11 protein-coding genes are annotated in these 12581 nt (G+C 57.2%); 9 read left to right on the forward strand and 2 right to left on the reverse strand.

Going from position 1 to position 12581, the window contains the following annotated elements:
• Nucleotides 1-1472: hypothetical protein (locus OXF42_07015; protein MCY4047834.1), on the reverse strand; the 1472-nt coding region annotated here is incomplete at its 3' end.
• 157 nt (nt 1473-1629) lie between these two features.
• Here OXF42_07015 and OXF42_07020 point away from each other — a divergent pair.
• The 9 genes from OXF42_07020 to OXF42_07060 all read left to right on the forward strand — a co-directional run bounded on the left by OXF42_07020 (nt 1630) and on the right by OXF42_07060 (nt 11433).
• Nucleotides 1630-3231 carry a molybdopterin-dependent oxidoreductase gene (locus OXF42_07020; protein MCY4047835.1) on the forward strand — a complete coding sequence of 534 codons (1602 nt, stop codon included), beginning with the start codon at nt 1630-1632 and terminating at the stop codon, nt 3229-3231.
• Nucleotides 3206-4258 (forward strand): NADH-quinone oxidoreductase subunit NuoH, encoded by a 1053-nt coding sequence (gene nuoH / locus OXF42_07025; protein ID MCY4047836.1) that lies wholly within the window; start codon nt 3206-3208, stop codon nt 4256-4258. The genes OXF42_07020 and nuoH overlap by 26 nt, the downstream gene beginning before the upstream one ends.
• Nucleotides 4259-4269: 11 nt before the next feature.
• Nucleotides 4270-5214 carry a 2-dehydropantoate 2-reductase gene (locus OXF42_07030; protein MCY4047837.1) on the forward strand — a complete coding sequence of 315 codons (945 nt, stop codon included), beginning with the start codon at nt 4270-4272 and terminating at the stop codon, nt 5212-5214.
• Nucleotides 5215-5263: 49 nt separating this feature from the next.
• The gene (locus tag OXF42_07035; GenBank protein ID MCY4047838.1) at nt 5264-5512 is read left to right on the forward strand and encodes a DUF4160 domain-containing protein; all 249 of its coding nucleotides are present in this window, start codon (nt 5264-5266) and stop codon (nt 5510-5512) included.
• Between the two features lie 4 nt (nt 5513-5516).
• Nucleotides 5517-5768, forward strand: a complete 252-nt coding sequence (locus OXF42_07040; protein MCY4047839.1) for a DUF2442 domain-containing protein — start codon at nt 5517-5519, stop codon at nt 5766-5768.
• Between the two features lie 3 nt (nt 5769-5771).
• Complete coding sequence (gene pyrF, locus OXF42_07045) at nt 5772-6488, forward strand: orotidine-5'-phosphate decarboxylase (protein ID MCY4047840.1); 717 nt, start codon at nt 5772-5774, stop codon at nt 6486-6488.
• A 7-nt stretch (nt 6489-6495) separates the two neighbouring features.
• Nucleotides 6496-8358 (forward strand): methyltransferase domain-containing protein, encoded by a 1863-nt coding sequence (locus OXF42_07050; GenBank protein MCY4047841.1) that lies wholly within the window; start codon nt 6496-6498, stop codon nt 8356-8358.
• Nucleotides 8359-8361: 3 nt separating this feature from the next.
• On the forward strand, nt 8362-10833 hold the full coding sequence (locus OXF42_07055) for a hypothetical protein (protein MCY4047842.1): 2472 nt from the start codon (nt 8362-8364) through the stop codon (nt 10831-10833).
• Between the two features lie 78 nt (nt 10834-10911).
• Nucleotides 10912-11433 carry a hypothetical protein gene (locus OXF42_07060; protein ID MCY4047843.1) on the forward strand — a complete coding sequence of 174 codons (522 nt, stop codon included), beginning with the start codon at nt 10912-10914 and terminating at the stop codon, nt 11431-11433.
• Between the two features lie 13 nt (nt 11434-11446).
• Here OXF42_07060 and ald read toward each other — a convergent pair whose 3' ends face one another.
• A complete protein-coding gene (gene ald, locus OXF42_07065) occupies nt 11447-12577 on the reverse strand; it encodes an alanine dehydrogenase (GenBank protein MCY4047844.1) in 1131 nt (376 codons plus the stop codon).
• Between the last annotated feature and the right edge of the window lie 4 nt (nt 12578-12581).

Below are 12581 nucleotides of genomic sequence, written 5' to 3' on the forward strand. Positions count from 1 at the left end.
GTTCTGACGGAAGCGAGTTCGCCGCTTGAGAGTTCCGCCGCGTTTGAAAATGCCGCCTTAACATCCTCGCTCAAGTCGGCAAGGGCGATTGTTGCATCGGCGATTTTTACCGATGTTACGCTTGAATTTGCCAGATGGAAGCTCCGCACCGCGCCGCCGGTGAGCCCGCCTCCGAGGCCGGAAGCGAGTTCGGGAGTCAAATCTTCACGCCTGATGCTTGCGTCGGCAATCTTTGAGGAATTGACGGAATTGTCCGACAGTTTTTCGCCCGTAACACTTCCGGCCACAAGAAAAGAGCCCGGCAGTCCGCCGTCCTGCAAATAGCCCCAGACAGTCGGCGCGGCTACGCTCTGCTGCCCGACAGCGCCTACAGCGCCGGAAACGCCGTCTTCATCCTCCACCGCGCCCGACGCCCCGCCTTGCTGACCGGACACGGGAGGCGGAGTTCCAAGACTCTCAATCATTCCCAACTGGCGTTCAGACGCGCCGACCTGCTCAAGAGACGCGCCCATCGCGCCGTTGGGCCCGAACACGGAAACAACCGTGCCTTCGGGCAGAGCCCTGCCCGGCGACCGCGCCACTCTGCGGTCTCCGCTTCCGCCGTATGCGCCCGCCTGTTGCCCCGCTCCCATGGCAAGGGTTCTGTCGCCGAAAGCGGCCGCTCCCCGCGCCGTCCCCCGCGTTCCTCCCGCTTCACACAATGAGGAATTGGGATAGGCCGTTGTAACGCCCGCGCTGTTTGTTACGGTAAGTCTTCCCGCCGCGGAGCAGCCGCCAAATGCGGTGCCTCCGCCGGCTCTGGCTCCCCCTCCGGCGGCAAACCCGTCAACCGCCGCGCTGTCGCGCCCGATTGACAGCGAGCCTTCCCCCTGTGAAAACGCATTGACCCCTATGGCAAGCCCGCCGTTAATTGAGACCGCGCCGTCTCCTATGGCAATTCCCCCGTTCGGGCCGAAAGCGATGTATTGCAGTTTGTCAATTTCATCCGAAAGCGCGGCGGACAGTTTTTCCTGCGTTACCGCCCCGTTTGCAATCTGGGGCGTTCCGATGCCGCCGGACATAATAAAGGTTCCGGGCAGACTTCCGGGTTGCAGATAACCCCACACAGTTCCGCCCACACCGTCGGGGCGCGTCCCAATCGTTTGGACGGAAGCGAGTTCAACTCCGGAGAGTTGCGGCGCGTTTGAGAATGCGGAGCGGACTTCGTCACTCAAGTCGGCAATTGCAATCGCCCCGTTGACAATTTTTGCCGATGTTATGCTTGAGTTTGCGAGGAATGCGCCGGGCAGGTTGCCGGGCTGGAGGTATCCCCACACCGTTCCGGTTTCACCGCCGGGGCGTGTTCCCACAGTGCTGTCCTGCGCCCCCGCCGGAGGCGCGGAGAACGCTAAAATCAAAACGGCAACGGAACAAAAGAAGGGAAATTTCACCTCCGCCCGCCCCTTCAGGAGCGATATTGCATATTCAAACATCTGCTGTAATCTCCGGACGCGCCCGAACGCGTCCCTTTATCCCGCTAAATATAAAGGAAAACGCCCGACAATTTCAACCTTCGCCGCTTGCGGTATCCCGCCCTTCGTATACACTCCGCCGTGTGATACAAGTTCCTCCCTTCCACCGGAGACACAGATGCCAAAAATCGTAATTGACGGTTCAGAGATTGAGGTTGAGCAGGGCGCAAACCTAATCGCGGCGGCGGAACTTGCGGGAATACGGATACCGCATTTCTGCTACCACCCCGCGCTGAGCGTGGTGGCGCAGTGCAGACAGTGCCTCGTTGAGGTGAAGGGAGTTCCCAAAGTGATGCCCGCGTGCAACACCTTCGCCACGGACGGCATGGAGGTTGTTACCAACTCGGAAAAAGCCGTCTCCGCGCGGCGAGCCACCGTTGAATTCACGCTCATAAACCATCCGCTTGACTGCCCCGTGTGCGACAAAGGCGGCGAGTGCCCGCTTCAGATGACCACCGTTTCCCACGGCAGGGATTACAGCAGGTTTGACCCGCCCGAAGAAAAGAAGGTCAGAAAAAAATACTATCTCGGAGAGAAAATAGTTTACGACCCCAACCGCTGCATAATGTGCACCAGATGCGTCCGCTTCACGGACGAGGTTACCGGCACCGGCGAACTGGGCTATGACAACAGGGGCTTTCGCAAAAAGATCACGGTCTTTCCCGGCATGGAACTCAACAACGAACTGTCCGGCAATGTGATAGACCTCTGCCCCGTGGGCGCGCTCCTGCCCGCCGACTCGCTCCACGGCGAGAGGGTCTGGTATCTGAAACACACGGACACCGTCTGCCCGCTGTGCAGCAACGGCTGCAACATCACTGTCGGCGCAAACTTGCGCGAAGGCGGAATTATGAGAGTGCGCCCAAGATTCAACGCGGAGGTCAACGGGCACTGGATTTGCGACCGGGGCAGGTTTGAATTTGAGGATACCGGCGCCCCGGCAAAAAGGCTCAAGCAGCCGATACGCAAAACGGAAGAGGGCGGATATGAGCCCGTCTCATGGGACGCGGCGGCGGAAATTTTTCGGGCGTCTCCCGTCTCCCGCTCCGCGATTGTGTGCTCCGCCTCCCTCACAAATGAAGAGTTGTATCTTGCCCTGAAAATGTCCGAAGAGTTCGGGTTTTCGCGCCTCGCGTGCAATGCGGGCGAACCCGGCGGGGGCGGCGGAGAAAAGAAATTCGGCCTGATAAGCCCCGACCCGTTTCCCAACAGCGCGGGCGCGCGCGACCTCGGAATCGCCTGCGGCGCGGCGGAGGTCGGGGAAATCATCTCCGGTTTGCTTTCCGGGGAGTTGGATTCGCTTTTTGTCATTCAAACGGACCTGACCGCTTTCGGGGATGCGGCGGCAATAGGGCGCGCGCTGGAAAACCTGTCTTTCCTCGCCGTGCTGGACACGCGCCTGACCGCCACGGGCAGGCTTGCCGGCCTGCTGCTTCCGGGCGCGACTCCTTATGAAAAGGACGGGACTTTCACAAACGACCGGGGCAGGGTGCAGAGGATAAGAAAGGCGATTGACCCGCCCGGCGAAGCAAAGCCGGAATGGGAGGCGCTGAAACTGCTGTGCGCCTCAAAACCGGAGCAGTTTTTTCACAATTCGCCCGCGGAAATTATGGGGGAAATATCGGCGCGGTTCAAACCGTATGAGGCGATGGACTACGATTTGATTGATTTTCTCGGAGTCGGAAGGAAGGGAGATGTCAGCGGACAGCCGTCTGTTTGAACTGGCGCTTGCCGCGGTCAAGTCCGTGGTTCTGATTGCCGCCGTGCTGCCCGCCGTCGCCTACCTGACTTATGCGGAAAGGCGCGTCAGCGCGCTGATTCAAGACCGCCTCGGCCCCAACAGGGTGGGGCCCATGGGATTGCTCCAGCCGCTTGCGGACGGGGTTAAGTTTCTGTTCAAGGAAGACACCGTCCCCGCAGGGGCAAACAAGGTTATTTATTCGGTCGCCCCCGCGTTTTCGTTTGTTACCGCAATCGCGGCGCTCGCCGTTGTTCCCGTGGGGAGGGGTTTTGAGACCGACCTGATGGGTCTTTTGTCCTCCCCCGTGTTTATAACCTTTCAGGTTGCCGACCTTGACGCGGGCGCGCTCTATGTTTTTGCCGTGAGTTCGCTCAGTGTTTACGGCGTTATCCTCGGCGGATGGGCTTCAAACAGCAAATACTCGCTCATCGGCGGCATCAGGGGAATATCTCAGATGATAAGTTACGAACTCGCGCTGGCGCTTTCAGTCATCGGGGTTTTTGCGCTTGTCGGCTCGCTCAGGCTGACGGACATAATTGAGTATCAGAGCAGGGTCTGGCTGCTGTTTCCGCAGTTCATCGGTTTTGTGGTTTTCCTCATCGCGTCTTTTGCCGAAACCAACCGCCTTCCGTTTGATGTTCCCGAAGCCGAGACGGAGATAGTGGGCGGCTACCACACGGAATACAGCGGGATGAAATTTGCAATGTTCTTCCTCGCCGAATACACGCACATGATAGTGGCGTCGTGTCTTATAACGGCTCTGTATCTCGGCGGCTGGCATCCGCTGCCGTTTATCGGCTGGGGCGGGATTGACATAGACACGCATTGGTATCTGCCGCCGCTGGTGTTTCTCGGAAAGGTGGCGGCGATGCTGTTTTTCTTCATGTGGATCAGGTGGACGCTGCCGCGTTTCCGCTCGGATCAGGTGATGAAATTCGGTTGGAAGGTTCTGCTGCCGCTTGCGGTCGCCAACACGGCGGCAACGGCGGTTTTTGCGGCTTTTTGAGGGCGGCGCTTTTGAGCAGGATAGCCGTAATCGGGGCGGGGGCTGTCGGTCTTTACTACGGCGCGCGGCTGGCGCAGGCCGGAAACGAGGTTCATTTTCTTGCCCGCAGAGACTACGGCGCCCTGTCTTCGGGCGGGCTGACGGTTGAGAGCAAAGACGGCGGTTTCAGGCTCGGCAAGCCGCTTGTTCACCGCAACAGCGCGGACATCGGCGTTGTTGACTGGGTTGTGTGCGCCCTGAAGGCGACCGCCGCGTCCGCCGCGCGCGACCTTGTTCTTCCCGTTGCGGACGGGCGGACGCGCCTGCTGGTTCTTATGAACGGCATCGGTCTTGAGGAGCGGTTTTCGGAATGGTTTGACCCTGAAAGAATCTTCACCGGCATCGCGTTCACCTGCATAAACAGGGGCGAGCCCGGAACGGTTCGCCACCTTGACTACGGCGCGGTTACGGTCGCCCATTTTCTCAATTCCGCCGGGCGCATAAAAGAGGCGCTCTCCCTTTGGGACGGGGCGAAGGTGGAGGTCAAAGCGGCGGAAAATTTCCTTCTTACGCGCTGGATTAAGCAGTGCTGGAACGTTCCGTTCAACGGGCTTGGGGTTGTGTGCGGCGGCGCGACAACGCAAACAATACTGGCAAGCCCCGCGCTGCGGGCGGAAGTCGGGAGCATACAGCGCGAGGTTGCGGAGATTGCAAACGCCGATTTGCGCGCGGCGGGAAGCCCCGACCGCATAGACGCGGACAGAACCGTCCGCGAGATGATGGAGTTCACCGAACGGATGGAGGATTACCGCTCAAGCACGATATTGGATTTTCTCTCCGGCGCGCCGATGGAGATAGACGCCATATTTTCCGAGACCGCGCGGCGCGCGGAAAAGCACGGGATTGCCGCCCCGCGCGCAACCCTTCTCGCCGCCGTTCTGGAAGCGATTGATGCTTCGCGCCGTTCCGCTTCTTAAGTGCGCCGGGTTGTTTGATTGGTTATCGGCTGATAAGTTTCTGGAAGCCATGCCGGAGATAACAAGATTTTATGGAATAGTAAGAAAGTTGTTTTTCGGAGACCACCCGCCGCCGCACTTTCATGCGGTCTATGGAGAATATGTCGGACTGTTTGATATTGATACACTTGAGATGATAGAAGGGGATATGCCCGGGAGGGCGAAATCTCTGATTGTTGAGTGGGGTCTCATAAACAAAGCCGAGTTGAAAAAGATGTGGGAAAGTCAGGAGTTTCGTAAATTGCCGCCCCTTGAGTGAGAACATGAAACATCCGAGAATCAAATCGGCGAAAGCCGCTGACGGTTACACTCTTATTGTTGAGTTTGACAATGACCGCAGGAAAAAGTACGACATTGCCCCCCTGCTTGAAAGGGAAATGTTCTCCCCACTCAGGAATCTCTCATTGTTCAAGTCGGTAAAAGTTGAGCGCGGCGGTTATGCCGTTGTCTGGGGCGACAAGGCGGACATAAGCGAACATGAGATATGGGAAAAAGGCGTTGAGTTGGAGGGGTGAAATTTGAGCGTAGCCGCAGCGGACAGACTCATACTCGCTCTTGACTTCCCTTCAATACGCACCGCTTCGGTTTTTGCCCTTGGGTGTGCGGGCAGGGTGGGAGCCTACAAGGTGGGTCCCGTGATGTTTTTTGCCGAGGGTCCCAAGGTCATCGGCTGGCTTCAGGACAAGTGCGGCGGCGGGATTTTTCTTGATCTGAAATTTCATGACATTCCCAACACGGTGGCGGGCGCGGTCTCCAGAATATCGCGCTTTGGCGTTGACATGTTCACCGTCCATTCCCTCGGCGGTGAAAAGATGATTCGCGCCGCGGTTGAGACTGCAAAGGAGGGGGCGGAAAAACTGGAATTGCCGAGACCGAAGGTCATTGCCGTAACGGTTCTGACAAGCCATGACGGGGCGGAGGTGAAAAAACTTTTCGGCGGCGATTCAATTTCCGCCGCCCTGCGTCTTGCGGAAACGGCGGAGAGGGGCGGCGCGGACGGGCTTGTCTGTTCCGGCATGGAGATTGAGCCGTTAAGAAAAGAGTTCGGCGACAGGTTCAAACTTATAGTTCCCGGAGTGCGTCTTGAGAGTTCGGATTCAAACGACCAGAGCAGGACGGTTACGCCAAAAGAGGCGGTTGAAATGGGCGCGGATTATCTTGTTATCGGCAGAGCGGTTACGCAGGCGGATGACCCGGTGAGGGCGCTTGAAGAGATTGCAGGAGCGGTTGAGTAGGGGCGCGGTGTCCGTAAAAAAAATTGTGGCAATAGTGGGGGACGCCAATATAGATGATGACGCCTCCGGCAAGCGGGAATTCGCTTATGAAACCGGCAGGCTTCTGGTGGAGGCCGGATACTCAGTTGCCACCGGCGGCCTCGGCGGCGTTATGGAGTGCGCATCGGAAGGCGCAAGGGCCGCGCGAAACCACACCGAAGGCTCGGTCATCGGCGTCCTGCCCGGATACGACCCGCGCGTTGCCAATCCTCATCTGGATATTGCCATACCCACCGGTCAGGGCATTGGCAGAAACCTGACGCTCATCAGCATGTCCTCCGCCGTCATCGCCATAGGCGGCGGCTCCGGCACGCTCAGCGAAATCGCCTTTGCATGGCAGATGGGCAAACTGATTATCGCCGCCACGGTCGGCGGCAGCAGCGGCGATATGGCGGGGAAGTCGCTTGACCGCCGCCGTTCTGACAGCATATTGCCCGCCTCGTCCGCCGGGGATGCGGTGAAGATGGTAAGCCGCCACATAGACCGTTACGCCGGAAACACCTTCGGGGGAGTCCGCGAGGAGCGCATAAGCCGCAAAGCCGCCGCGGAGTTGATTTCGTCTTACGGCGAAGGGGTGGACGGCGAGCCTGAGTATCTGGGGCGGGGCGGTGAAGGGCTGGTGTTCAGAGACTCAAGGAGCGTGTTCAAGGTGTTTGACGGTGTTTCCAATCTGTTGGAACTTCACTGGCAGCTCTCCGCACTGGCGGAACGGATGCGCGCGACCCCGCCGGAGCACATTCAGCCGGTCAGCGCCGTCAAGGTGTGCGAGGGGCGCAAGATTCTCATTCAAGGTCCGTTTCTGGAGTCAACCGGGCTGTTGGAAACGGCTGAAGTTCCCGATATGGAGTACATCCGGATGTTGAGGGAGTTCAAACATCTCGGATGGGTCTGCTCTGACCTGCAACCGGAGAATTTGAGGATTTTGAAGAGCGGCGCATTGGCGCTCACAGACATAGGGCACAGTTTGTTTCCCTTCTCGCGGTGTCTGTTTGAGAGTATGTGCCGCCGTGCGTTTGTTGTCAGCCGACTGCACGGGAAGTTGCGGAATGGCGCGGAATTCAAGCGCCACCTTACGGCGGTCAACGAGCGGGCTGATTTTTCAAGTCTGGCGGAGTTGGGCTTTGTTTCGGAGGAGTTGTCCGGAGAGTTTGAGCAGTTCCGCGAACTGGCTGAGGCAACTGCCACAAATGAGGTTCTTAACCCCGCGCTTCAAGCCTTGTTCCGCGAGCATGCGGACGCCGGAACCGTTCTGGATTACGGTTCGGGGCATGGCGAACACGCGCAGATGCTGCTGCGGATGGGGATGGAGGTTTCCGCTTATGAGCCTGACGGGGAGATTTTGGAAAAATACAGGGAGCGCAACTACGCTGGTGTGCGGATACTGGAGCGCGGGGATTTGGACGAAATGAAGGCGGGCGGGGCGGCGTTTGACACGGTGCTGTGCTCGCTGGTTCTGTGCTATGAACTTGGCGATTCCCCGGAATCTCATGTGGCGGAGATGGAGAAGATAATGGAGGATTTGACCGCGCTCTCTCGCGGGCGGGTGGTAATAGCCATATGCAATCCGCTTTATACCGGGCAACCGGAATCCCCTATACAGCAAAGGCATGTGTCGGCGGACTTCGGGTATCTCGGCGAGCACACATACACCAAGTTGTTGCGGGACACGGGCCGCCGCATGGTCCACTTCCACCGCCCCCTTTCGTTTTATGAAGACCTGTTTCGCAGACATCATCTGGAGGTGAGCCGGATTGTTCAGACTGCTGACCCGACAGGATATGCGGGCGTACGGAACTCCGACTTTATGGTATTTCTTCTTTCCAAGGTGTGAGGCGTGGCAGTGTCCGGAGAAACATTGACAGACCCGGTGGCGGTTGTCATAGCCACCAGCGGCGCCCGCACACAGACCTTGATTGACCGCGCCTTACGTTCCGTTTACGCCCAGAAAGATGTTATCCCGCAATGCGTCTATATTGTGGATGACAACCCCCGCGAGGATGGCGAGCAACTGTCAAGCGAATTCAAGTCCATTGAAAAAGAGGTGGAAAATCTCCGCAAGAGTTTTCTGGCGGAACGCTACAAGGAAGTCCGGAGGCGTTTGCCTGACATGGTGGAGTTTGAAGATTTCTTCCGCACCTTGGTAATACCCAACGAGCGGACGCGCGGTGTGTCCGGCACGGGCGCATGGAACACCGCCGCCATGAGGGCTTTTCAGTCCAAATACCGGACATCTGATTCTCGTTCGCATCAGTATCAGTCGCCGTTCCTGTCCATTCTGGATGATGACGATGAGTGGACGGAAAATCATCTGTCTTCTTGTCTGAGCAAGGTTATGCCGTTATCCAGTCGCCGTAGGGAGAAATGTGTGGCGGTAATTCCCGGCATCCGGCGCATTGAGGAGAGGGGCAAAACGGAGGATATGATTCCCGACGAAGAGAACTTCACGGCGGAGGAACTCTTTAAGGGCAATCCCGGTTTTCAGGGCAGCGGCGTGTTCATTGATCTGGATGTCTTCTGGAGCATAGGCGGTTTTGATGAGAGCATGAGGAGTTGCACCGACAGAGACCTTGCCATCCGCCTGATGGAATATGTGGGGCGCAGGCCAAAGCGCCGCATAGAGTTTACCGGCGAGGTTACCGTCAAACATTACGCCGCTGCCACGGGGCGTGTTACCGTCAACCGCGAGGCCAAGACGGACGGATTGAACCACTTCTACCGCAAGCACTGGGCGCGGTTCGGTAAATCTTATGGCGAGCCGTCTTTGGAACGCGCCAAAGAGTTGTTTGACTACAAGCCCCCGCCGGACCGGGCGACTGAACCGACCGCCGGGGCAAAACCTACCGCCGTGACCGTTGCCGACCCGGTTGCCAAACCCTTCAATCTGCATATCGGAGCGATAAGCGACAGTTCCGATAACACCAAAACACTTCTGAAATCTTTTCGGGAACTTTACAAGCGGGACGGCGAATGTCTGTCACACCATACCTTCCACCTGCTGGATAACTCCGGTGATGATATCGGTATTAAGCCGGTGGCGGAGTATTTCAATAACAGGGAGTGGCTCAATGTCTGTGTTCATGACAGAAAAAGCGCGAAAAAGTTGAACATAGCCGAAGCCCGAACCTGTCTGCAAAGGCACATTCTGGAAGCCGGGCGCAAGATGCACGGGGATGACTTTGTGGCGTGGATTGTTGATGATGATTCTATCTTCCACGCCGACCTGAAGGGCGGGGGGCGGGAGGAACTGAGCTACCTCCGGTTCATTGCTCATCACCGGGGCGGTAACATAGATGCGATGCTGGGCCTTGTTTCGGGCTCACCGCCATTGCCGTTCTTAAGCACCCTGAGGACTCAACTGCTGGATTTTTATTACAGTCTTTCCAACTTCTCCAACTGTAAACCGACAGATTCCGTCCGCGAATCATTGCTCAACCGCTGGCAGCAGGACAATCCGGAAGGTGAAGATTTCTACTACGACCTTTCCAAGCGCAGGTTTGACCATTTGGAGAAACCGGGGTTCTGGCAACCGGACTACGGCAAGAAAACGGATATGAAAGTTCACAAAGCGTTTGAGATGTTTCTGCAAAATACCGCCGGTCTTGCGGCGGGCGCGAATGTTTTCAGAAATCTGACCTACGCTCCGGAGGAAATAGGCAAGGTGGGAGAGGAATCAGTTCATCGCGGTGGCAACACTATCATCTACAATCCGGCAATGCTGGATGTTCCCAACTACACTCCCGAAGAGGGATACAACCGCAGAAGCGATTTCAACTGGGCAATCATCAACAAACACATCCACGGGCGCGAGTTGCGCGAGGTTACGTTGCCCGTTCATCATAACCGCAGCCCGTTTGCGGGCGCGCGCGTGTCCCTCAATGATGAGGAAAAGTTCAAGGCGGATGTGAAGGGAATGCTCTTCTACCATCTGCTGGAGCGTATGCTGGAGCCCGGTTCCGTGCGGGGAAACAGCAGCAAGACGGACGGAAAACTGTTGAAGGAATTCCGCGCAAAAGCGCAGTCTCTGGTGGCGCAGATAAGGGCAAACACCTATCGCGCGCGGACATTGTGCTACGGAGTCATCTTTGTGCTGGAGGATACTAATAACTGGTGGTACAACGATAAATACCGGCGGGACCGTCTTAAGGATTTGCTGGATGGAAACCTGATTATGCTGCGCACACTCCTGTATAATTTGGGCAGACAAAAGCAACAGAAATACATAGAAGCAATTCCCGCCCAGTTAGAAAAGTGGGATGAGGACTTTATCGCAGGGGTCAGGGAGGAAATGTATGAATTTCAACCATAAATTGTTCACGGCGTCCGCTTGTATTTTTGCCGCCGTCTTTCTTGTATACTTCCCGGAGGGAAAAGGGGGAATGAAGCCATGAGTTTTATGGAAAGAATAAAAGCCGGTGTGTCTGGCGTTGTGCTTGGGGCGTTGATGGGCGCGCTTGCGGGGGCGTTTGTCGGCGCTCTTTCGGCTGTGCTGGTCGGGACGGTTTTTGAAACGGGCGAGTGGATGCGGGAGGATTTGCTTGTTATTGAGAAACGTTTGTGGGCGCTCTTTATGAAGGCGCGTTTATGGGCGCTTGCGGGGTTTGAAATCGGTGCGTGGACGGGCGCGGTTTTTGGAATATCTTTGGCGATGCACAAACGGATACACAACAAGGCGCTTTCAAAGGCGCGGCTGTGGTCTCTCTACGGGCCGGTTTTAGGGACGCTATACGGTGTGGGCACGGGTTTAGGCACTGGTCTGGTTCTGGCTTTAATGGGGAATGAGTGGTTGCGGGGCGACTACTGGGTTCTATTAGGCGCGCTTGCGGGGTCTCTCTACGGGGGGATTATAGGGACATTCATCGGAGCGGCGCTGTGGGCGCTTTCAAAGATACTGAAAAGGCGTATTTGAAGGGGGCGGTTGGTTAGCCCGGTTTTGTTTTCCTCAAAACCAAATCCGCTTCAGTCCATTCCCTTTCCTGCGCATGCGCCACCGCTTCACAGCAAAGTTTCCCTTCATGAATGTTAAGCCCGTTCTTCAAATGAGGGTCCTGCAACATCGCTTTGCGCCAGCCCTGATTGGCTATGCTTAACACAAACGGCAAAGTGGCGTTGTTTAACGCATGAGCCGAAGTCTGCGAAACCGCGCCGGGCATGTTTGCCACACAGTAATGCACAACACCATCCACGACAAAAGTGGGCTTCTCATGCGTTGTCGGCTTTGATGTCTCAACACATCCGCCCTGATCAATCGCCACATCCACAATCACCGAGCCGCTCCGCATCCGGCGGACAATGTCCCGCGTAACCAGTTTCGGAGCGTTGCCTCCCGGAACCAGCACCGCCCCTATTACAAGGTCCGACTGAATCGCATACTTCTCAATCGCCTCGCGCGTGGAATAAATGCAGTCCGCCCGCCCCGCAAACTCAACATCAAGTTGACGCAGTTTTGCAATGTCGCGGTCTAAAATCGTAACATTTGCCCCCATGCCGCGCGCAATATACGCCGCATTCTGCCCCACCACGCCGCCGCCGATAACAAGCACCTTTGCGGGCACAGTCCCCGGCACGCCGCCCATCAGCAGGCCCTTGCCGCCCTGCGCCCGCTCAAGGCAGTGCGCCCCCGCCTGCGCGGCAAGACGCCCCGCAACTTCACTCATAGGAGCAAGCAGGGGCAAAGTGCCGCTGGGCCCGGTAACAGTCTCATAAGCAATTGCCGTTACGCCGGAGGCAAGCAACAGTTCAGTCTGTTCAGGGTCGGGCGCGAGATGAAGATAGGTGAAAAGCGTCTGCCCTTTGCCGAGTTTGACGCATTCCTGCGGTTGCGGCTCTTTGACCTTTACTATAAGTTCGCTGCCGGAATAAACGGATTCGTTGTCCGGGCTGATTTGCGCCCCCGCCGCCTCATAGTCCGCATCCGCAAGGCCAATCCCGCCGCCCGCGCCGCTCGCAACCGCAACACTGTGCCCGTGCGCCACAAGTTCTTTTACACTCGCCGGAGTGAGACCCACGCGGTATTCGTGGTTCTTAATCTCTTTCGGCACTCCGATTTTCATCCGC

The sequence above is a fragment of the Candidatus Dadabacteria bacterium genome (assembly GCA_026708565.1).
Lineage (GTDB): Bacteria > Desulfobacterota_D > UBA1144 > Nemesobacterales > Mycalebacteriaceae > Mycalebacterium.